Here is a 20,649-nt window from a genome sequence, read left to right on the forward strand (position 1 = left end):
AGGGACGGACCGTGCCGGAGAACGGGCCATTGGCACGCGGACTCGCGGTGCTGCGCGCGATCGGCGCGCATCAGGGAGTCAGGCTGCGCCGGGCCGACCTGGTCCGGCTGACCGGGCTGCCGCGGTCCACCGTCGACCGGATCGCGACCACCCTGCTGCACCTGGGCCTGCTGCGCGCCGAAGGTCCCGACCTGCTGCCCACGCCCCGGTTACTGATCTTCGGCAACGCCTACCTGGCGGGCTCTGGCCTGGTCGAGCCGCTGCGACCACTGCTGGCCAGGCTCGCCGCCGAACTGGACGAGTCGGTGTCGCTGGCCGTGCCCGATGTCGGCGGCGCGCGGCTGGTGGCCCAGTCCGCGCGGCGGCGGGCGATGTACCTCGCCTTCCACGTCGGCGGTCTGCTGCCGGCCGACCGGTCCGCGGCGGGTGTGGTGCTGGCCGCGGGCTGGGAGGCCGAGCAGTACTACGAGTGGTCGCAGGCCAGGGCCGCGGACCCGCTCGACCACGGCTATCCCGCGGTGCCGCCGCTGCGGGAGGAGCCCTTCGACCGGCTGCGCCAGTTCCACCTGCGGGTGCACCGGGCCTGGAAGGCGGGCTGGTGTCTGGACGAGGAGTGGGTGGAACCCGGGCTGCTCGCCCTGGCGGTGCCGGTGCGCGGGCGCGGTCAGCTGGGCGCGGTCAGCGTGCTCAGCCACACCAGCAGGCACACTCCGGACAGCCTCCGGGCCAGGGTGCTGCCGCCGTTGCGGGCGGCGGTGCGGGAGATGGAGGCCGTGCTCGCCCAGCCGGAGCCGCCGGTCGAACTGCCGACCGCCGCGGTGCCCTCGGCCAAGAACGAGCTGGGCATGGAGTTCCTGGCGGCGCTGGCCCGCGGCCTGGCTGTGCTCGCCGCCTTCCGCGCGGGCGGGCTGACCGTGGCCGGCGCCGCCAGGATCGCCGGGCTGACCAGGGCCACCGCCCGGCGCGCGCTGCTGACCCTGCACGAGAACGGCTACGCCACCGAGGACGAGGGCGTGTACCGGCTGCTGCCCGCGGTGCTCGACCTGGGCTACGCCAAGCTGTCCGCGCTCACCCAGCCCGAGGTGGTGCAGCCGCGGATCGCCCAGCTGGCCGCGGCGGCCGGTACGCCGGTGGCCGCGTTGCTGCTGGACGGTCCTGACCTGCGTTGTGTCGCGGTGGTGGGCACCGGGCGGGTGGTCCGGCTGGATCTCGCCGTGGGCTCGCGGCTGCCCGCCGAGGGCTCTGAGCTGGGCCGGGCCCTGCGCGGTGGGGAATGGGACCGGCTGGACACCGAGTTACCCGGCGGGCTGCGCTGCCTTGCCGTGCCGGTGGGCGGGGCGGCGCCGCTCGCGCTGACCCTGTTCCCCGGCGTGGGCGCGGCCCGGCCGGAGCTGCTGACGCGGATGCTGTGGGAGACCGCACGCTATGTCGAGGCCGAACTGGCCCTGGTCGAGGGCTGCTGAAAAACTAGTTGTTCAAATTTGAAATGGAGCGTAGGGTCCAAGATAGTTAGAGTTTGAACCACCTGCTCGGAGGTTCCCATGGCACAGCCCCGGCCCCAGGCCACGGTACGCACCAGGGTGCGGATCCCGTTGCGCTTCGGCGACGGCTTCTCGGTGACCGCGACCGCGGTGACCTTCCGCGGCCTCGTCGACGGCCTGGAGCACCTGGCGCTGGTCTTCGGCGACCCGGTCCGCACGCCGGATCCGTTGGTGCGCCTGCATTCGGAGTGCCTGACCGGCGATGTGTTCGGTTCGGCCCGCTGCGACTGCGGACCGCAGCTGCGCGAGGCGGTCGAGCGGATCGAGGCACGCGGCGGCGTGCTGCTCTATCTGCGTCAGGAGGGTCGCGGCATCGGCCTGTACAACAAGCTGGACGCCTACGCGCTGCAGGAGGCGGGCCTGGACACCTACGCGGCCAACACCGCGCTGGGCCTGCCCGAGGACGACCGGGACTACACCCCGGCCGCGCAGATGCTGCACGCGCTCGGCCTGGGCGAGGTGGACCTGTTGTCCAACAACCCGGACAAGGCCGGACAGCTGCGCGCGCTGGGCGTGCGGATCCGGCACACCGCGCCCACCGGCGTGTTCGCCACCGAGACCAACCTGCGTTACCTGCGGGCCAAGGTCGACCACACCGGGCACACCATCGCCCTGCACGGATTGGCGGTGTGACCGCGATGAGAATGCCCGCGCTCTACCTCTCGCACGGCGCGCCGATGCTCGCCGACGATCCACAGTGGACCAAAGAACTGGCCGGCTGGTCGGCGAACCTGCCGCGCCCCAAGGCGATCCTGATGGTCTCCGCGCACTGGGAGGAGGCCCCGCTTGCGCTGGGCGCCACCACCACGGTGCCGCTGGTCTATGACTTCACCGGCTTCGAGCAGCGCTTCTACCAGGTGACCTACCCGGCGCCGGGCGCGCCGGAACTCGCCGAGCAGGTCACCAAGTTGTTGCGCGGCCCCGGAACCCCGGTGCAGCACGTGCCGGACCGGGGCCTGGACCACGGCGCGTACGTGCCGCTGGTGGAGATGTACCCGGACGCGGACATCCCGGTGCTGCAGGTGTCCCTGCCCGCGCTGGACCCGCGGCGGCTGCTGGAGGTGGGCCGCAGACTCGCGCCACTGCGGGAGGAGGGCGTGCTGATCGTCGGCAGCGGGTTCTTCACGCACAACCTGCGCGCGATGACCACCGGAGTGCCCCAGTCGGTGATGACCGAGTTCGACGACTGGGGCGCTCGGGCGCTGGCCACGGGGGACCTGGACGCGTTGCTGGACTTCGAGCACAAGGCCCCGGCCGCCCGGCTGGCCCACCCGCGCACCGAGCACTTCGCCCCGCTGTTCGTCACCCTGGGCGCGGGTCTGGACGAACTGGCGGGACAGCGCACGGTGATCGACGGGTTCTGGTACGGGCTGGCCAAACGATCAACGCAACTCGGTTAGGAGGTGATCTTGGTCAGGCGGTGGTGAGGAACGGGATCACGGTGTCGCGGAAGGCTTCCGGGTCGTCCAGCCACGGGACGTGCGAGACCTGCGGCAGCTCGACGTGAGTGGCGTCGCGGAACAGCGGGACCATCGACTCGACCACCTTGGGCCGAGGTCCGGTGTCCAGGCTGCCGGAGATCAGCAGCACCGGGGCGGTCAGCAGGCCGAGTCCGGCGCGGGTGGCCTCCGGGTCGAACGCGCCCTCGCCCGCGTAGGCGGCGGCCGCCTCGTTGTTGCGGTGGGTGTCGCAGTACTCGGCGTCGGTCTGACTGTCCGCGTTCCAGTGCCGGTAGGTGAACGGCTGGAGCTTGGCCCACAGCTCCGGGCTCGCCTCGCCCGCGCGGATCTTGTCCAGGGCGGCGATGGCCTCGGGGTACCAGGGTTCGCCGGTGCGCAGCGCGATGGCCTCGTCCCGGTCGGACTGCGGGAACTCAATGCCGACCGCGCGGGCCCGCCCGTTGAGCAGCACCAGCGCGGAGATCCGCTCCGGGTACGCACCCGCGTAGGACAAGCTGAGGTCGCCGCCCGCGGAGTGCGCGAGCACGTCCATCCGCTCCAGGCCGAGGTGCACGCGCAGAGCCTCGACGTCGGCGACCTGGTGGTCGCAGCGGTAGCTGGCGTGCTCGGCCGGGATGGCGGAGTCGCCGGTGCCGCGCAGGTCCAGGCGGATCAGGGTGCGGTGCGCGGTCAGGCCTGCCAGGTCGCCGAGGTAGCCGGAGGCGACCATCGGGCCACCGGGCAGGCAGATCAGCGGCGCGCCGGCGCCCTCGACGTGGTAGGTCAGCTTGGTGCCGTCGGGGGCGAGGAAGGTTGGCATGATCGGCAGGATAATCGCTGGTGGAGCCGGTTGTGCGGGTTTTGGCCGGGGTGGTGGGCAGCTGCGGAGAGCAGGGGGTGGCGCGGATGTTGAGGCGGGCCGGCGGCCGGGAAGCTGCAGCGGATCGGCCTGGTGCGGGGCGGTGACCTGCGGTTGGTGAGATGGTCCGGGGCGGAAGGCAACCTTTTCGGCGCGAAAAGCGTTCCGCAGAGGAAGCGGCGGGCGGGGCGGGGAAGACGCGGGCCGGGATCACGTGGGCCGGGATGACGTGGGCCGGGATGACGCGGGCCGGGATGACGTGGGCCAGGCAGACGTGAGCCAGGCAGACGTGAGCCGGAGCGACCGGTGACAAGGGTGGCGCGGGGGCTGGCGGAGCGGGGCGGTTGATGTGGTGGGCTGGTGCGGCGTGGTCGTTGATCGCCGGGGCGTCAGTCCTGGGTGTGGTGGGCGAGCAGCCGGGTCAGCAGGCCGACCAGCTGGGTGCGTTCGGCCGCGGACAGCGGCGCGGTGAGCTGGTCCTGCGCCGCGTCCAGGGTGGCGTCCAGGCGGCGTAGCCTGGCCTCGCCCGCGGGGGTGAGGTGGATGATGTTGCGGCGGCCGTCGGCCGGGTCCGGGGTGCGTTCGGCGTGGCCCTGGGCGACGAGTTCGTTGAGGGTGCCGACCACGTCGCTGCGGTCCATGTTGCCGCGGCGGCCCAGTTCGGCCTGACTGGCCGGGCCGAACTCGTGCAGGGTGGCCAGCAGGCGGTACTGGTAGCCGCGGGCGCCCGCGGCGGTGAACGCCTCGGTGACCAGCCGCCGGGCGTGCGTGGCGGTCTGGGTCAGCAGGTAGCTGGGGCGGCTGCTCAGCCGGTGCGGGGCCTCGGACATGGGCGCAGCCTAGCAGGATCGTTGGCGTCACCAACGTTCTGTGTTAGCGTTGGTCTCACCAACGAAATGAGGGATCATGAACGACCTGGGGAAGTTGTTGGACCGCAACGAGATCGCCGATCTGCTGACCAGGCTGGGGCGCTGGCTGGACGGGCAGGGCGGCGATCCGGCGGCGATCTACGACGAGGATGTGCTGGTGCGGAGTCCGCGCGGGGAGTTCCGCGGGCTGGCGCGGGTGGTCGAGTTCGTCCAGGGCTCGGACCAGGGGGAGCGGTGCCAGCACTTGTTCACCGATGTGCTGATCGAGGTGGCCGGGGATGCGGCGGTGGTGCACGCCAACCAGATGGTGCACTTCTACCAGCCGGGTCAGCCGCCGCACCGCGGCTCCGGCCTGCGCGTCGGCTACACGGCGGCGCGCAGGCCGGCGGGGTGGCGGCTGACCACCTCGGAGATCCGGCTGGAGTGGATCATCGGCGAGTTGCCGTCAGCGTGACGGCGCGCCCGGCCCCCACGGGATGCCCAGGCCCCACCAGGCCAGGAACAGCAGCGTCCAGCTCAAGGTCATCGCCACCGCCAGCGGCAGCGTGTAAGAAGCCAGGGTGCCGATGCCCGCGTTCTTGCGGTACCGCTGCATGAACCCGAGCGCCATGATGAAGTACGGGCTCATCGGGGTGATCGCGGTGGACCCGGAGTCGGCGATGCGGAACAACGCCTGGGTGGTCTCCGGGGAGATGTGCACCAGCATCAGCATCGGCACCAGCACCGGGGCCGCGATCGACCACATCGCCGAGCCGCTGGTGACCATCACGTTGACCAGGGTCAGCAGCACCAGCACCAGCAGGAAGATCACCGGGATGGGTAGTCCGCTGTTGCGGAAGACCTCGGCCGCGTTCACCGCGAGCACATCACCGAGTTTGGTCCACTCGAAGTAGGCCAGGAACTGGGCGATGGCGAAGAACAGCACCAGCACCGGGGCCATCTGCTTGATGCCCTCGACCATCAGCTTCGGCACGTCGCCTGCCTTGCGGATGGTCCCGGCGGTGACGCCGTAGACGATGCCGACCACGCCGAACAACAGCGCGACCACCGCGGCGATGCCGTCCAGCAGCGGCGAGTCGATGATGCTGCCGCCCTTGCCCCGCAACGGGGACCAGCTCGGCAGGGTGATGGCGGCCAGCACACCCAGGGAGAGCACCAGGGTGGCCAGGGACCAGCGCAGGGCCAGGCGTTCCCGTTGGGCGACAACCAGATCGCCGATGTCGGTCAGGTCGGCGTCCGGATCGGGGTCCAGGTCGGTGCGCTTGTTCAGCACCAGCTTGGTGACCAGGGTGATCACCAGGGCCAGCAGCAGCGAGGAGGCGATGTTGAAGAACCAGTTGCTCAGCGGGGAAACCGTGATCTCCGGGCTGATCAGCCGGGCCGCCGCGGTGGTGATCCCGGCGAAGATCGCGTCGTTGGGAGTGGGCACCGGGCTGGCGTCATAACCGGAGGCGATGGCGGTGTAGGCCACCACGATGCCCAGGATCGGCGATTTGCCGACCGCGCGGAAAGCCAGGCCGCCCAACGGGACCAGGATGATGTAGGCGGCCGCGGAGGCCACGTGCGCCACGGTGCCTGCGAAGGCGACCGCGAAGACCACCCAGGAGGCGGGCACCCTGGACACGCCGACCTTCATCAGCGTGCCCAGGAATCCGCTGCGTTCGGCCACCGCCACACCCATGATCACCACCACGATGGTGGCCATCGGCGGGAACTTGGCGAAGTTCTCCACCATTGTGGACAGTGCCATGGCCAGGCCGTCACCGCTGAACAGGTTCCGCACGGTGACGGTCTTGCCGTTGCTGGGCGAGACCACGGACACGCCGAACCCGGCCAGCACCGCGCTGATCACGCCCAGCAGCAAGGACAACAGCCAGAACAGCCAGAACGGGTGCGGCAGCGCGTTGCCCGCGCGTTCGATCACGGCCAGCAGGCGGAGCACCCTGGGCAGCTTGGGTGTCTCGGTGGCAGGGGAGTTGGTCATGTCGGGATCCCGGGGGTCAGCAGGGGAGTCGGGGCAGGCGGTACTGGCGGACGAAGTTCCACAGCACCTCGTGCGCCTCGATGGTCTGGGTGGTCACGCCGCCACCGCTGTAGCTGTCGGCGCCGGGCCAGGTGTGCCCGCCACCGGTCACCGCGACGTGCTTCACCTCGACCCCGTCCTTGCACCGGGTCCAGCCGGTGACGGTGACATCGCTGCCGATCTGCTGTGCTGGCAACGTTTGCGTGCACTTGTCGCGATTGGCCCACTGCTTGACCCAGCTCTGGATCGGCGGCAAACCGCGGTCCTCGTCGCCGGTGTAGGGGATGGTCACGTCGGCGGTGCCGTGGAAGTCGATCACCGGCACCGGCCGGGACGGCTTGCAGTTGATCCCGTTGGGGTAGAAGGCGCCCGCGATCGGCGCGATGGCGGTGATCCGGTCGGCCATGGTGCAGGCCAGGATGCCGATGAACCCGCTGCCGTTGGACTTGCCGGTGGCGTAGACCCGCCGCATGTCCAGGCACAGCGTGGACTTCAGCGAGTCCAGGAGGTCCTTGGTGAAGGCCACGTCGTCCACGCCGGGAGCGGCGTAGGGCGCGCCCTGCCAGGCCTGGCGGTCGCCCTCGCCGGTGCCGATGACCCCGTTGGGGTAGACCACGACCGCGGGCAGGGTGGACAGTTTGGAGAACTCCTCGGTGCCCGCGCCGGTGTTGCCGCGGCCATGGTAGGCCAGGATCAGCGGCCAGTCCGAAGTGGACTCGTAGTCGGCGGGCAGGTGTAGCTGGTAGGTGCGGTCCCGGCCGCCGCTGTCGAGGTGGTGCAGGGCGCTGGTGCCCGGCGACTGCGGCGATGGTGTGCCGCAGCCGCCGGGAACAGTGGTCCGAGTGGGGGGCTCGGACCCGGCCGCCGCCCCGGCAACACTGGGGAGGATTGCCGCGACGGCGGTGCACAACAGGGCTGCGGTGCGCAGCCTGGACAGGCGAGACATGGCGCTATCCCTTTCGTCGGCTCTGACGAGGGGTGGGGCGGGATGATCAGGTGGCCAGCCAGTCGTCGAGGTAACCGACGATCCGGTTCACCACAGTGTCCACAATGGACTCACCGGCCTGCGCGGTGGCGCGGCGCGGATCGCCCAGCACCCCGTTGGGGCTGAGCCGGTCGTAGCGCAGTGCGAGCTTGGGATGACCGTCCTTCCGGGACAGTCGAGCCAAGGGGGAGAGTTCGTCGAGGGTGGTGGTGCCGGGCCGCAGGTGGCTGGTGCGCACCAGTTCCGGCGCCAGGTGCAGCATTTGCGCGGTCTCGGCCTCACCGCTGTGCCCGTGCACCTCGCTGACGCCCATCTCGGCCACCACCTGCCCGGCCAGTGCGGTCAGCGGTGTCCAGGCGAATTCGAGATCGGGATGGGTGGCCAGGTAGTCCTGGGCGACCGTGCCGAGCGCGGCGTTGTTGCCGCCGTGCCCGGTGATCACCAGGATCTTCCGCCAGCCATGCCGGTACAGACTGTCGCTGTACTCGCGCACCAGGGTGGCGAAGGTGGTGGTGGACAAGGAGATGGTGCCCGCGAAGGCCAGGTGGTGCGGGGACACCCCGACCGGCAGCGAGGGCCCGATGACCGCGCGGCCGCCGAGTTTGGCCGCGACCAGCTCGGCCACCCGTTCGGCCCGGATCAGGTCGGTGGCCATCGGCAGCCCCGGCCCGTGCTGTTCGAAGGCGCCCGCGGGCAGCAGTACGACCGGGCTGTCCCGGACCGCGGCCGCGGCCTGTTCGGTGGTCAGTTCACCAAGCCGGTGGCTGGTCATTCCTGGCCGCCGATCGGCTCGGCGGCGACTGCCGCGCGGATGGACTGGAGGTGCTCGCGCACCAGTTGTTCGGCAAGGTCGGCCTCTCCGTCCCGGACCGCGGTGACGATCTCGCGGTGCTCGGCGTGGTCCCGGTCTCGATCGTGGTAGCGGTGCCGGATCTCGATCTGCTCCCGGGACCGCATGTGCAGCAACGCCTCCACCATTTCCCGCAGTAACCCGTTGCCGGTCACCGCGGCCAGTGCGACGTGGAAGGTCAGGGCGGGCCGGATATCGCTCACCGGCGGCCGCAACGCGTTGTCCGCGGCGGATTCCAGCGCGGCCAGGGCTTCCGGCATCCGGGCGCGGGCCGCCGCGGCGGCGATGGCCGGTTCCAGCACCAGGCGGGCGTCGACCAGTTCGAGGATGGACTCCCTGGTCACCGGCGGGCGGTGCGGGTTGGCCAGCAGCCGCCGGTCCAGGCCGGGCCCGACGTAGGTGCCCGAGCCGTGCCGCAGCTCGACCACGCCGGTGGCTTCCAGGCGGCGCAACGCCTCGCGCACGGTGGGGGTGGTGACGTCGAGCCTGCGCGCGAGGTCGCGGGAGGAGGCCAGCGCCTCGCCGGGCGCCAGCCGCTCACTGCGAATGATCTCGACGATGTCGTCGGCCAGTCGCTCGGACAGCGTCTGCTCGCGTCGGCTCATAAAGTGACTAAATCACTTAGTCGGAGGTGGGTCAAGAGGGCTCATACTGTCGAGTGATGACCCGTGACCTGCTGCGCCGCGCGCTGACCGACCCCGGCCCCCGTCCGCTGCCCGGCCCGGCCGCGGACCTGCTGACCAGCCTGGATGCCCCGCCGAGGCTGGCCGCGCACCTGCGCCTGGTACACGAGGTCGCCGCCCAGCTCGCCGACTGGCTGACCGCCGCGCACCCGGCCGCCGGTTTCGACCGCACCGCCGTGCTCTTCGGCGCGGCCACCCATGACATCGGCAAGACCGAGCACGTCGAGGAGCTGTCCGGCCCTGGCTCGCGGCATGAGCAGGCCGGGTACGAGCTGCTGCTGACCTTCGGCGTGCCGGAGGAGTTCGCCCGGTTCGCGCGTACCCACGGCGACTGGACCCAGCCGGGGATCGCCTTCGCGGACCTGGTGGTGAGCCTGGCGGACAAGGTGTGGAAGGCCAAGCGGGTGCCGGAGCTGGAGCAGCTGGTGGTGGCGCGGCTGGCGGCGCTGGGGCAGCCGCCGTGGCAGGTGTTCCTGGACCTGGACGAGGAACTGACCCGGATCGGCGCGGGCGCGGACGAGCGGCTGGCCTTCCAGAACCGCTACCCGGTGCGCTGACCCGCGGTCGTGGGTTCGACCGCGGGTCAGCGGATCAGGCCGCTCGGCTGAGCCTGCGCGCGGGCAGCCGGATCGAGCACAGTCCGATCAGCACGGACACCCCCACGATGCCCAGGTACACCCACGGTGGCCCGGCCGGGATCGGGGTGCCGGTGAGGTTGAGGCTGAGGAAGGCCAGGGGCAGCACCGGCACCGCGGAGCCGATCAGCACCGCGATCGAGACCACCAGCGCCGATTCGGCCCGGAACATCCGCAGCACCTGGCGCCGGGTGCCGCCGAGCAGGCGGAGCAGGCGCACCTCGCCGAGGCGGTCCAGGGTGGAGGTCACCAGGCTGTTGACCACGGAGAGGGCCACGTAGAGCAGGATGACGCCGAGCAGGATGCGGTTCAGCCAGAGGTTGGCCTCCTGCTGGGCGTCGGTGGCCACGGTCAGCTCGGCCTTGTCGCGCACCTGGAGGCCGGGGTACTGACCGGCCAGTTCGGACAGTGCTTTGTGGACTGACGAGTTGCTCGCGACCAGGATGGAGTCGGCCAGGCGGTCGGTGGTGTGCGGCAGCAGCACGTCCTGGGGGAACAGCGCGTCGCCGTAGCCCAGGTTGCGGTCGAAGGTGGCGATGAGGGTCGGGGTGACCTTGGTGCGGTCGCCCAGGTACAGCTCGACCCGGTCGCCGATCTTCTTGCCCAGCCAGGATGCCTCGGTGCTGCTCAGGGCCACAGTGTCGCCGCGCAGGTCGGCCAGGTTACCGGTGACGCCGGTCAGCTTCAGTGTGCCGGTGAGCTGGTTTCCTTCCACGCCATAGGCTTTGGACTTGGACAGCGGCTCCTCGGTGGCGGTCTTGTCCTCGGCGATGATCTCGGTGCCGATCAGCGGGGTGGCGGCGGTGACGCCGGGGATGCGGCGGGCCGCGGCGGCCACCTCGGCCGGCACGCCCTGCGGGGCGGTCAGCACGTAGTCGGCCACGGTGGCGGCGCGGGCCTGGTGCTGGGTGGCCTCGCTCAGCGTGGTGCCGCTGTAGAACTGGGTGACGGCGAAGCCGATGGTGAGCACCAGCGGGGTCACCGCGGCGGCCAGCCTGCGTGAGTTGGCGGTGCTGTTGTGCGCGGCCAGGAACTTCTCCGCCCGCCTCGACCGCAGGAACACGCCCGCGGCCACCCGGGTCGCGAGGCCGGTGATCACCGGGCCGAGCAGGCCGATGCCGATGATCGCGATCAGCACCGAGGAGCCCGCCGGGACCATGGCCAGTTCGCCGGGCAGGAACAGGGTGGCCAGCACGCCCGCGCCCGCCACCGCCAGCAGTGCGGCGCCGGTGATCTTGCGGCCCCGGCCGAGCGCGGCCGGTTCCACCGCGGCCTCGCCGAGGGCCTCGGTCGGCTTGAGCCGCAGCATCCGGCCCGCCGAGGACCAGGCCGCGAGTTGGGCCGCGCCCACGCACAGCAGCGCGGTGGCCAGGGCGGGCACCGGGCTGAGGGACAGGGTGAAGTCCGGCGAGATGACGCCGATGGTGACGAAGAAGTCCCGCAGCCAGTGCGCGACGTACAGGCCGGGCGCGACACCCAGCAGCGCGGCCACGCCGGAGACCAGCAGGGTTTCCGCGCCGATCAGTTTGCGCACCTGGCGTGGGGTGGCCGCGATGGCGCGCAGCAGGGCCAGTTCGCGGCGGCGCTGGTTGAGCACCAGGGCCAGGGTGCTCGCGGTCACGAAGATCACGATCATCAGCACGAAGCCGGAGAACGAGCCGGAGACCATCATCAGCACGAACCTCGACTGCGCGCCGTCGAGCTGTTCCGCCTCGCCGCGGTCGAGTCCGGTGTGCACGAGCACGCCGGGTGGCAGCTTGCCGTCGAGGTCGCCGACCTGGCCGAACACGCCGATCGCGGCCACCTGGTCCGGGCTGCCGGAGAGGGTTTTCGCGGTGTTGTCGTGGAAGAACAGCGCGGACTGGCGGATCAGCCGGTCCCGGCCGGACGGTGTCGCGATGCCGCTGACCCGGTAGGCACGCGGGGCCGAGTCGACCATGATCCGCACCTGGTCGCCGACGGCGAACCGGGACCGCTGGGCGAGTTCGGCATCGAGGACCACCTCGGTGGGACCCGGTGCGGCGCCGCTGCTGAGGGTGAACGGGGCCAGGCCTGCGCTGCCCCAGCCGTGGCCGAGGGACCGGCCCCCGTCTGCGCCAGGGAGCACCTGGTTGTCCCTGCCGACCACGGTGGCCGGGAAGCTGATCTCGCCGACCGCCTTGGTCACCCCGGGAATCCGGTCCACTTCACCGACCAGCGCGGCGGGCAGCGGGACCTTCTCGGTCAGGTCCTCGCTCTTGTCGGACTTCTCTTCCATTTCCACGGTGATCGTGCGGTCGGCGGCGAGCACCGCGGGCGCGGCCGAGTAGCGCTGCGCGGCGACCCCGCCGAACAGCCCCGATTCCAGCAGCACCCCGCAGGCGGTGAGCAGGATCGCGCCGCCGAACAGGGCCAGGAACGCCGCGGCGAACCCGGCCTTGCGGGCGCGAATGGTCTTCCAGGCGAAGGAGAACACGGCTCACCACTCCCCGAGGTGGGTCATCCGGGCGGCGACCTGATCCGGGGTGGGCGCGAGCAGTTCGTCCACGAACCGGCCGTCGGCCAGGAACAGCACGCTGTGCGCGTGCGCGGCGGCCACCGGGTCGTGGGTGACCATCACCACGGTCTGGCCCAGCTCGTCCACCAGCTGGCGGAGCAGGGCCAGCACCTGGGCGCCGGTGCGCGAATCCAGCGCGCCGGTGGGCTCGTCGGCGAAGACCACCTCGGGCCGGGTGACCAGCGCGCGGGCGATCGCCACCCGCTGCTGCTGACCACCGGAGAGCTGGTTGGGCCGCCGGTGCAGCAGGCCGTCCAGGCCGACCCTGCGGGTGATCTCGGCCAGCCAGGCCTGATCCGCGGCGCGCCCGGCGAACCGCAGCGGCAGGGTGATGTTGTCGGTGACGCTGAGCGCGGGCAACAGGTTGTAGCCCTGGAAAACGAATCCGATGCGCTCCCGGCGCAACTCGGTCAGCTTCGTCTCCTTGAGACCGGTCAGTTCGGTCTCACCCAGGCGCACCGAACCGGAGGTGGGCCGGTCGAGTCCGGCCGCGCACTGCAGAAAGGTGCTCTTGCCCGAACCGGACGGTCCCATCACGGCGGTGAACCGTCCACGCGGGATCGACCGGCTCACCCGGTCCAGCGCGGTGGTCGAGCTGTCACCGTTGCCGTACACCTTGGTGACCGAGTCCAGTCGTACTGCTGTCATGGCCACGACGGTAGGTTTGCCCGGGTGCGCCGCGACATCCCGCGGAGTGCCGGATCAAGGGTGGGGCAGGCTCCACCATGGGAGGCGAGATGCGGGCCGCGCTGCGGCGATTCGGGCGAGCGGTGCTCGGCCTCTCACTCGGTTTCGCCACCGCGATGGCCGGGATCATCGTCCTTTCCGGACTGCTGATCTGCGCGCTGCTCGTGGTCACCCTGCCACTGCTGCCCACCGTGGCGCGGGCGCAGCGCTGGGTGGTGGCGGTGGACCGCCGCCGGATCGCCGCGCGCACCGGCACGCCGATCCCGGTCCACTACGCCGAGCTGTCCGGCCCGCTGTCCCAGCAGATCATCACGGTGATCACCGACCCGGCCACCCGCCGGGACCTGCTGTGGCAGGCGGTGCACCTGCCCGCGGGCATGCTGCTGGGCCTGATCGGCTTCGGCCTCCCGGTCTCGGTGCCGCAGAACCTGGTGGTCGTGCCGCTGATCTGGTGGGCGGTGCCCGGCGGGATCGACGGCTCCTACGGGGTGCACGTGCACTCCTGGCCCACCGCCGCGTTGTGCGCGGGCAGCGGACTGCTCGCCGCGGCCCTGGCCTGGTTCCTGGTGCCCAGGGCGGCGGACTGGGAGGCGCGCTGGGCACCGAACCTGCTCGCGCCGGGCCGGGCCAGCCTGGTGCAGCGGGTCGCCGAACTGACCGCGACCAGGGCCGCCGCGCTGGAGGCGCACGGCGCCGAGTTGCGCCGGATCGAACGCGATCTGCACGACGGCACGCAGAACCGCCTGGTCGCGGTGGTCATGCACCTGGGCATCGTGGAACGCGCGCTGCGCCGGGACCCGGCGGTGGCGCTGTCCTCGGTGCTCACCGCGCAGAACGCGGCCACCGACGCGCTCACCGAGTTGCGTGAGGTGGTGCGCAGCATCTACCCGCCGGTGCTGGCCGATCGCGGTCTGGACGGCGCGGTGGACGCGGTGGTCGCCCGCTGCCCCATCCCGTGCACGCTCACCGTGACTGGGCTGCGCAGGCTGCCCGCCGCGGTGGAGGCGGCGGCCTACTTCGTCATCGCCGAGGCGCTGACCAACGTGGCCAAGCACAGCGGCGCCGAGTCCGCCCAGGTTTCCCTTGCGGTGCAAGGAGATCACCTGGTAGTCGAGGTCCGCGACGACGGTCACGGCGGCGCCGAGGAGGCCAACGGCACCGGGCTGACCGGGATCCGCCGCCGGGTCGCGGCCTTCGACGGCCGGACCACCCTGTCCAGTCCCGAGGGCGGCCCCACCGTCCTGGGCGTCCGCCTGCCCACCGGAACCTGAGAGAGGACCTCCCGTTGCGGATCGTGATCGCCGAGGACGACGCCCTGCTGCGCGAGGGCCTGTCCCTGTTGCTGCGCAGCGAGGGTTTGGACGTGGTCACCGCGGTGGAGCACCCGGACGCGCTGCTCGCCGCGATCGCGGCCGAGTCGCCGGATGTGGCCGTGGTCGACGTCCGGCTGCCGCCGACCTTCACCGACGAGGGCCTGCGCGCCGCGGTCGAGGCCCGGCGCAGACATCCCGGACTCGCCGTGCTGGTGCTCTCGGCCTACGTCGAGGACAGCTACGCGGGAGAGTTGCTGGCCAGCCCCGGCGGCGGGATCGGCTACCTGCTCAAGGAACGGGTCGGCAAGGTCGCCGACTTCCTGGACGCGCTCAACCGGGTCGCCGCCGGCGGCACCGCGCTGGACCCCGAGGTGGTCGCCCAGCTGCTGGTCCGCCGCCGCGCCGACGACCCGATCCGGAGCCTGACCGCCCGCGAACGCGAGGTCCTCGCGCTGATGGCCGAGGGCCACTCCAACACCACCATCGGCGAGATGCTGGTGATCAGCGCGGGCGCGGTGCACAAGCACATCGGCAACATCTTCACCAAACTCGACCTGCCCAGCACGGACGGGGCTGGACACCGGCGGGTGCAGGCCGTGCTCGCCTACCTGCGTGCCTGAGTAAGGAGAATGGCCATGCCAGCTCAGTACGGGCAGTACCAGAACGAGATCTACCTCCAGGGCCTCGGTGACGTCCGGCCGCCGATGAGCACCGACCCCACCACCCTGGAAACCATGGCCAAGGGCCTCCTGGACCCCGGCCCGTTCGGCTACGTCGCGGGCGGCGCGGGTTCCGGGGCCACCGTGCGGGCCAACCGGGAGGCCTTCGACCGCTGGCGCCTGGTGCCCCGGATGCTGCGCGACGCCACCGACCGCGACCTCAGCACCACCGTGCTCGGCCAGCGGCTGCCCGCGCCGATCCTGCTCGCACCCGTTGGCGTGCAGGCGATCGTGCACCCCGAGGCGGAATCGGGCACCGCCCGCGCCGCCGCCGCGCTGGGCCTGCCGATGATCCTGTCCACCGCCTCCTCCACCACCATCGAGGATGTCGCCGCGGCCAGTGGCGAGGGGCCGCGCTGGTACCAGCTGTACTGGCCCAACGACGACGAGGTGTGCGCCAGCCTGCTGCGCCGGGCCAAGGCCGCCGGGTACACCGCGCTGGTGGTCACCCTGGACACCTGGACCCTGGCCTGGCGGCCGACCGACCTGGACCAGGCGTATCTGCCGTTCCTGCGTGGCATCGGCACCGCGATCCCGTTCTCCGACCCCGCTTTCCGGGCCGGGCTGGCGAAATCGCCCGAGGACGATCCGCAAATGGCGATTCTGCGCTGGGTGGGGCTGTTCACCGGGCAGGACAAGAGCTGGGACCGGCTCGCCTTCCTGCGCGAGCACTGGGACGGGCCGATCGTGCTCAAGGGAATCCAGCACGTCGACGACGCCCGCCGGGCTGCGGACGCCGGGATCGAGGGCATCGTGGTGTCCAACCACGGCGGTCGGCAGGTGGACGGCGCGATCGCCTCCCTGGACGCGCTGCCCGGTATCGCCGAGGCCGTCGGGGACCGCCTGGACGTGCTGTTCGACTCGGGCGTGCGCACCGGCGCCGACGTGCTCAAGGCCATCGCGCTCGGCGCCAAGGCGGTGCTGCTGGGGCGGCCGTGGGTGTACGGGCTCGCGCACAGCGGCGAGGCGGGCGTGCGGCACGTGCTGCGCTCCATCCTGGCCGACACCGAACTCACCCTCGGCCTCTCCGGCCACCGCACCCTCGGCGAACTCGGCCGGGACGCGCTCGCGGAGGTCACCCGATGAAGGTCCTCGCGGTGCTGTCCCCGCACGTCGGCGGGGTGAAACTGAGCGGCATGATCGGCGCCGCGCTGGGTGCGGGCTTCGAGCTGACCGCGGTGGAGGAGACCGGGGCCGACCCGGTCGCGCTGCGCGAGGCGGAGATCATCCTCAGCGCGCTGGCCCCGGTCACCGCCGAGCACCTGGCCCAGGCGGCCAACGCCCGGTTCCTCCAGGTCTCCAGCCACGGCTTCGACCACGTCGACCTGGCCGCCGCCCGCGCCCGCGGCATCACCGTTTGCACCATCGGCTCCAGCGACGCCGAGGCCCAGGACGTGGCCGAACAGGCGCTGTGCCTGATGCTCGCGCTGGCCAAACAACTCATCCCCGGCCACAACGCCCTGGTCCAGGGTGATTGGGCGCTGCCCCGGCTCCAGTTCAGCATCACCGAACTCTTCGGCAAGACCCTGGGCATCGTCGGCTTCGGCGCCATCGGCCGCGAACTCGCCAAGCGCGCCAAGGCATTCGACCTGCGGCTGCTGTGCGCCACCCGCCGTCCGCTGGACCCTGCACTTGCCGCCCGCTACGACATCACCGAGCGCCCCCTGGACGAGCTGCTCGCCGGATCCGACTACGTCTCCCTGCACCTGCCATTGTCCGCGGCCACCCACCACCTCATCAACGCGGAGCGGCTGGCGCTGCTGAAACCCACCGCCATCCTGATCAACACCTCCCGCGGCGCGCTGGTCGACCAGGACGCCTTGGCCGCCGCGCTCACCGCGGGCCGCCTGGGCGGCGCGGGCCTGGACGTCTTCGACCCCGAACCGCCACCCGCCGACCTGCCGCTGCTGCGCGCGCCCAACGTGGTGCTGTCCCCGCACGCCGGCGGGGTCACCAGGGAGTCCATGCTGCGCATCGCCGCCGCGGCCCTGGACAACGTGCGCCGCTACGCCGCGGGCCAGACCCCGGCGGACATCGTGAGCTGACTGCCCGCTACAGCGGACAACAACGCCAGCCAGACCACGCTGGGCAAAAGGGTTTTTGATGTCAAGCAAAGGAAAAGTCAGGCAACCGGTGCGGCTGAACAACCCCTGACCATCCCGCACTCGCACCAATCCGGCGTACCCGCATGCCCGCTCGCCGGGTGAACCATGCCCGTTTCACGCCCGTTCGAGACAACGTTTTCTCATCCGGGCACCCCGGTACACAGTGGACAAACGCGGTGCGCCCCCGCCACCGGTCGTAGACCACCCGGCCTCGGTCACCTGGCCCATCCGGTCCGCCAGAGGCGGCCCCCTGCCCGGTTTCCGCCCGCCCGGACCGGTAAGCGCTTACCGATATCCCACAAATCCACTCGTGTTGATGCCCGAATGAACCACGAAGTGTGCCCGGCAAGATCGCAACTCCCCGTAAGTCAGTCGCTGCCGATCTTGTCGACCTGGTGCCAGACTGGCGGTTCGAACGGGGGCTGAGCTGCGGCGCATGGTCTGTGCGGGATCGCCAGATCCCCACCACAGGACGTGGTGACGCCCGACCGGTCCCTGGTATAGACCATTTGGGCGGTTGTGTCCGTGGTGTGAGGAGGCCCTGAGATGATGTTGCAGACGAGCCAGGCACCGCGTCCGGCGGAGCTGACCGAGGACCTGCTGGACGCCCAGGCGCGGGCCCTGCTGTCGCTGATGCGGTCCGGCTGCACGGACGAGTCGATCGCCCGCCAGCTGGGCATCAGCCCGCGCACGGTGTTGCGCCGGATCCGCACCCTGATGGACCGGGCGGGCTGCACCACCCGGTTCCAGCTGGGGTGTCACGCGCAGCGGCGGGGCTGGCTCACCTGACCGGCTTGACCGCCTCGATCAGGAATCGGGTGGTGTGCGCCAGGAACGGGCCCTGCTCCCGGATCCGCTCGTGCAGCCGCCGCAGGGTCGGCAGGTAGTCGGTCACGGTGAACCCGGGCACCATCCAGATCACCTTGCGCAGGAAGTAGATGACCGCGCCGATGTCGTGGAATTCGGTGCGCAGTTTTTCCAGTCGCAGTTCCCGCACCTCCAGTCCGGCGGCCTCCGCCGCGGCCTTGGCGTCCTCCGGGTTCCGGCCGTTGCGCACTGATTCCGGTTGCGGGCCGAGGAAGTACTCCACCAGCTCGAACACGCTGGCCGGTCCGACCTGCTGGGAGAAGTAGGTCCCGCCGGGCGCCAGCACCCTGGCGATCTCCGCCCACCAGGTGGTCACCGGATGCCTGCTGACCACCAGGTCGAAGGTGTTGTCCGCGAAGGGCAGCGGCGGTTCGTCCGAGTCCAGGATCACCTGTGCGCCGCGGGGTTCGAGCAATTCCCGGGCCTTGGCCAGGTTGGGTTCCCAGGATTCGGTGGCGTAGGTCTGCCCGGCGAGTCGCGGCACCCCGGCCAGGACTTCGCCGCCGCCGGTCTGGATGTCCAGGGCGGTGCGCGCGGCCGCCATCCGCTCGCCCATGGCCCGCTGATAGCCCCAGGACGGGCGCTCTTCGCTGGCCCGGCCGTCGAGCCAGGAGAAGTCCCAGCCGTCCACCGAGACCTCGGCCGCCTCGGTCACCAGGTCGTCGAAACTCCGGTCCATACCGGCAGCCTGTCATTCGCGCGGGGAATCGGCGAGGCGATAATCCGGCTCAGTCGAGCGCGGCGAGTTTGCCTGCCAGGACTGCCCGTTCCCGTTCGTTCCCGCACAACTCGATCGCCCGCCTCAGTTCCTCACGGGCCTCCGCGGTCCGTCCCAACCGGCTGAGCAGTTCACCGCGCACGCTGGGCAGCAGGTGCGAGTGGGCGAGAGTCTGAGCCGCGGCCAGGTCGTCCACTATGGACAGTGCGGCCGCCGGTCCGTGGGCCATGGCCACCGCGGCCGCCCGGTTGAGGTCGACCACCGGTGACGGCGCGAGCTGCCCGAGGGCTTCGTAGAGCAGCACGATCCGTTCCCAGTCGGTGGCCGCCACCGACTCGGCCACGGCGTGGCATTCGGCGATCGCGGCCTGCAACCCGTAGGCGCCCAGCCCGCGTCCGGCCTGCTCGGCGCGGGCCAGGGCGGCCCGGCCGCGGCGGATTGCGGCCCGGTCCCAGCGTCGCCGGTTCTGCTGCTCCAGCAACACCGGTTCGCCGTCCGGCCCGGTGCGTGCGGGGAAGCGGGCCGCGGTCAGTTCCAGGAGGGCCAGCAGTCCGTGCACCTCGGGCGCCTGTGGCATCAGCCGGGCCAGCACCCTGGCCAGCCGCTGGGCCTCACCGGCCAGGTCGAACCGGATCAGGTCCTCCCCGGAGCTGGCCGAGGAGCCCTCGGTGAAGATCAGGTAGACCACGGTGAGCACCGACCCGATCCGCGCGGGCCACTCCTGCGCGGGCGGCACCTCGAAGGGCACCCTGGCCGCGGCGAGGGTCTTCTTCGCCCTGGTGATCCGGGCCTGCACGGTGGCGGTCGGCACCAGGAACGCCTTGGCGATCTCGTCGCTGGTCAGACCGCCGACCACGCGCAGGGTCAACGTCACCCTGGCTTCCCTGGACAGCACCGGGTGGCAGGAGATGAACATCAGCGCGAGCACGTCGTCGTCGATCTGCTCCGGGTCCCACAGCACGTCCTGGCCCTGCTCGACCGCGGTGCCCGCGTACGCCCCGCCCTCGCCGAGGTCGTGCGCGAGCGCGGCGTAGCGCTCGTCCAGGGCGGCGCGCCGCCGGTAGCTGTCGATCGCCCGGCGTTTGCCCACGGTGAGCAGCCAGCCCGCCGGGTTGCGTGGCACGCCCTCGCGCGGCCAGGTCACCAGCGCCTCGGCCAGGGCTTCCTGGGCGAGGTCCTCGGCCAGCGCGAAATCGCCGGTGCTGCGGGCGAGCGCACCGACGATCCGCGCCGACTCGATCCGCCAGACCGCGGCCACCGCCTCCCGGCCGGTCGGATCAGCCATGCCGGGTCGTCCTGGTCAGAGCTGGCCCGCGGCCTCGCGCCACGCCCGCTCCTTCTGGATCCACTCGTTGTCCTGCGGGAATTCGTCGATCGAGGCCACCCGCCGGATCTCGACCTTGGCCCCTGGCCCGGTCATCGGCGCCCGCCGGGCCCACTCCACGGCTTCCTCCCGCGAGGCCACGTTGAGGATCCAGAACCCGCCGAACAGCTCCTTGGTCTCCCCGTACGGCCCGTCGGTGACCACCGGCGGCTCGGCGGAGTAATCCACCACCACGCTGTCCTTCTCGTCCAGGCCCTCCATCGCGACCAGCACCCCGGCCCGGATCAGCTCGTCGCCGTACTTGCCCATGGAGGTCATGATCTCGGACCATTCGATGTCCCGGTACGCGGCGACGGTCTCGTCGGTGGCCCGCATGATCAGCATGTACTTCATGGTCGGGTGCTCCCTGGTCGCTCAGGGCCCGTCTTTCGGGCCCGTTCACTCCTAGGTCGAACGGCTCGGGCCACGGATCGACAGACCCGCCGAACTTTCTCCA

Annotated in this window: 21 protein-coding genes; 10 read left to right on the forward strand and 11 right to left on the reverse strand. The window is 71.4% G+C overall.

Translation table 11 applies throughout. The features are described 5' to 3' along the window. The first annotated feature begins 11 nt into the window (after positions 1-11). The 3 genes from ACTOWY_RS13175 (at position 12) to ACTOWY_RS13185 (ending at position 2,941) form a co-directional block, all read left to right on the forward strand. Positions 12-1,463, forward strand: coding sequence for a helix-turn-helix domain-containing protein (locus tag ACTOWY_RS13175; RefSeq protein WP_441309891.1), 1,452 nt, complete (start codon positions 12-14; stop codon positions 1,461-1,463). A gap of 78 nt (positions 1,464-1,541) precedes the next feature. Beyond that, positions 1,542-2,174, forward strand: a complete 633-nt coding sequence (locus ACTOWY_RS13180; RefSeq protein WP_441309892.1) for a GTP cyclohydrolase II — start codon at positions 1,542-1,544, stop codon at positions 2,172-2,174. A gap of 5 nt (positions 2,175-2,179) precedes the next feature. Beyond that, positions 2,180-2,941 carry a dioxygenase family protein gene (locus ACTOWY_RS13185; RefSeq protein WP_441310174.1) on the forward strand — a complete coding sequence of 254 codons (762 nt, stop codon included), beginning with the start codon at positions 2,180-2,182 and terminating at the stop codon, positions 2,939-2,941. A 13-nt stretch (positions 2,942-2,954) separates the two neighbouring features. Here ACTOWY_RS13185 and ACTOWY_RS13190 read toward each other — a convergent pair whose 3' ends face one another. Next, the gene (locus tag ACTOWY_RS13190; RefSeq protein WP_441309893.1) at positions 2,955-3,800 is read right to left on the reverse strand and encodes an alpha/beta fold hydrolase; all 846 of its coding nucleotides are present in this window, start codon (positions 3,798-3,800) and stop codon (positions 2,955-2,957) included. A gap of 428 nt (positions 3,801-4,228) precedes the next feature. After that, positions 4,229-4,669 (reverse strand): MarR family winged helix-turn-helix transcriptional regulator, encoded by a 441-nt coding sequence (locus ACTOWY_RS13195; RefSeq protein ID WP_441309894.1) that lies wholly within the window; start codon positions 4,667-4,669, stop codon positions 4,229-4,231. Between the two features lie 76 nt (positions 4,670-4,745). On the opposite strand from ACTOWY_RS13195, the gene ACTOWY_RS13200 reads away from it, so the two are divergent. Next, the gene (locus ACTOWY_RS13200; RefSeq protein ID WP_441309895.1) at positions 4,746-5,162 is read left to right on the forward strand and encodes a nuclear transport factor 2 family protein; all 417 of its coding nucleotides are present in this window, start codon (positions 4,746-4,748) and stop codon (positions 5,160-5,162) included. Here the strand turns inward: ACTOWY_RS13200 and ACTOWY_RS13205 are convergent. Genes ACTOWY_RS13205 through ACTOWY_RS13220 form a run of 4 tightly spaced genes read right to left on the reverse strand, consistent with a single transcriptional unit; the run spans position 5,154 to position 9,171 of the window. Then, positions 5,154-6,692, reverse strand: a complete 1,539-nt coding sequence (locus ACTOWY_RS13205; protein WP_441309896.1) for an AbgT family transporter — start codon at positions 6,690-6,692, stop codon at positions 5,154-5,156. The two genes, ACTOWY_RS13200 and ACTOWY_RS13205, sit on opposite strands and share 9 nt — an antisense overlap. Before the next feature lie 16 nt (positions 6,693-6,708). After that, positions 6,709-7,677 carry an alpha/beta hydrolase family esterase gene (locus ACTOWY_RS13210; protein ID WP_441309897.1) on the reverse strand — a complete coding sequence of 323 codons (969 nt, stop codon included), beginning with the start codon at positions 7,675-7,677 and terminating at the stop codon, positions 6,709-6,711. Positions 7,678-7,723: 46 nt separating this feature from the next. Continuing rightward, positions 7,724-8,488, reverse strand: a complete 765-nt coding sequence (locus tag ACTOWY_RS13215; protein ID WP_441309898.1) for a creatininase family protein — start codon at positions 8,486-8,488, stop codon at positions 7,724-7,726. Then, positions 8,485-9,171, reverse strand: coding sequence for a FadR/GntR family transcriptional regulator (locus ACTOWY_RS13220; protein ID WP_441309899.1), 687 nt, complete (start codon positions 9,169-9,171; stop codon positions 8,485-8,487). Before ACTOWY_RS13220 ends, ACTOWY_RS13215 begins: the two co-directional genes overlap by 4 nt. Positions 9,172-9,227: 56 nt before the next feature. Here ACTOWY_RS13220 and ACTOWY_RS13225 point away from each other — a divergent pair, with 56 nt between their 5' ends. Further along, on the forward strand, positions 9,228-9,806 hold the full coding sequence (locus ACTOWY_RS13225) for an HD domain-containing protein (RefSeq protein ID WP_441309900.1): 579 nt from the start codon (positions 9,228-9,230) through the stop codon (positions 9,804-9,806). Between the two features lie 34 nt (positions 9,807-9,840). On the opposite strand, the gene ACTOWY_RS13230 is transcribed toward ACTOWY_RS13225, so the two are convergent. Continuing rightward, positions 9,841-12,339 carry an ABC transporter permease gene (locus ACTOWY_RS13230; RefSeq protein ID WP_441309901.1) on the reverse strand — a complete coding sequence of 833 codons (2,499 nt, stop codon included), beginning with the start codon at positions 12,337-12,339 and terminating at the stop codon, positions 9,841-9,843. 3 nt (positions 12,340-12,342) lie between these two features. Next, on the reverse strand, positions 12,343-13,068 hold the full coding sequence (locus ACTOWY_RS13235) for an ABC transporter ATP-binding protein (RefSeq protein WP_441309902.1): 726 nt from the start codon (positions 13,066-13,068) through the stop codon (positions 12,343-12,345). 77 nt (positions 13,069-13,145) lie between these two features. Here ACTOWY_RS13235 and ACTOWY_RS13240 point away from each other — a divergent pair, with 77 nt between their 5' ends. The 5 genes from ACTOWY_RS13240 (at position 13,146) to ACTOWY_RS13260 (ending at position 18,033) form a co-directional block, all read left to right on the forward strand. Further along, positions 13,146-14,378 (forward strand): sensor histidine kinase, encoded by a 1,233-nt coding sequence (locus tag ACTOWY_RS13240; protein WP_441309903.1) that lies wholly within the window; start codon positions 13,146-13,148, stop codon positions 14,376-14,378. Between the two features lie 14 nt (positions 14,379-14,392). Beyond that, positions 14,393-15,040: a response regulator gene (locus ACTOWY_RS13245; RefSeq protein ID WP_441309904.1), complete on the forward strand. Its 648-nt coding sequence runs from the start codon at positions 14,393-14,395 to the stop codon at positions 15,038-15,040. 15 nt (positions 15,041-15,055) lie between these two features. Continuing rightward, the gene (locus ACTOWY_RS13250) at positions 15,056-16,225 is read left to right on the forward strand and encodes a lactate 2-monooxygenase (protein ID WP_441309905.1); all 1,170 of its coding nucleotides are present in this window, start codon (positions 15,056-15,058) and stop codon (positions 16,223-16,225) included. Then, positions 16,222-17,184, forward strand: a complete 963-nt coding sequence (locus tag ACTOWY_RS13255; protein WP_441309906.1) for a 2-hydroxyacid dehydrogenase — start codon at positions 16,222-16,224, stop codon at positions 17,182-17,184. Before ACTOWY_RS13250 ends, ACTOWY_RS13255 begins: the two co-directional genes overlap by 4 nt. A 606-nt stretch (positions 17,185-17,790) precedes the next feature. Beyond that, the gene (locus ACTOWY_RS13260; RefSeq protein ID WP_247763650.1) at positions 17,791-18,033 is read left to right on the forward strand and encodes a response regulator transcription factor; all 243 of its coding nucleotides are present in this window, start codon (positions 17,791-17,793) and stop codon (positions 18,031-18,033) included. On the opposite strand, the gene ACTOWY_RS13265 is transcribed toward ACTOWY_RS13260, so the two are convergent. From ACTOWY_RS13265 to ACTOWY_RS13275, 3 genes are read right to left on the reverse strand one after another with little or no spacing between them, the layout of a single operon-like run. Next, positions 18,026-18,790: a class I SAM-dependent methyltransferase gene (locus ACTOWY_RS13265; RefSeq protein ID WP_441309907.1), complete on the reverse strand. Its 765-nt coding sequence runs from the start codon at positions 18,788-18,790 to the stop codon at positions 18,026-18,028. The two genes, ACTOWY_RS13260 and ACTOWY_RS13265, sit on opposite strands and share 8 nt — an antisense overlap. A gap of 49 nt (positions 18,791-18,839) precedes the next feature. Beyond that, the gene (locus tag ACTOWY_RS13270; RefSeq protein WP_441309908.1) at positions 18,840-20,114 is read right to left on the reverse strand and encodes an RNA polymerase sigma factor; all 1,275 of its coding nucleotides are present in this window, start codon (positions 20,112-20,114) and stop codon (positions 18,840-18,842) included. A 15-nt stretch (positions 20,115-20,129) separates the two neighbouring features. Continuing rightward, on the reverse strand, positions 20,130-20,546 hold the full coding sequence (locus ACTOWY_RS13275) for a YciI family protein (protein WP_441309909.1): 417 nt from the start codon (positions 20,544-20,546) through the stop codon (positions 20,130-20,132). Between the last annotated feature and the right edge of the window lie 103 nt (positions 20,547-20,649).

The organism is Crossiella sp. CA198, assembly GCF_052078295.1.
Classification (GTDB): domain Bacteria; phylum Actinomycetota; class Actinomycetes; order Mycobacteriales; family Pseudonocardiaceae; genus Crossiella.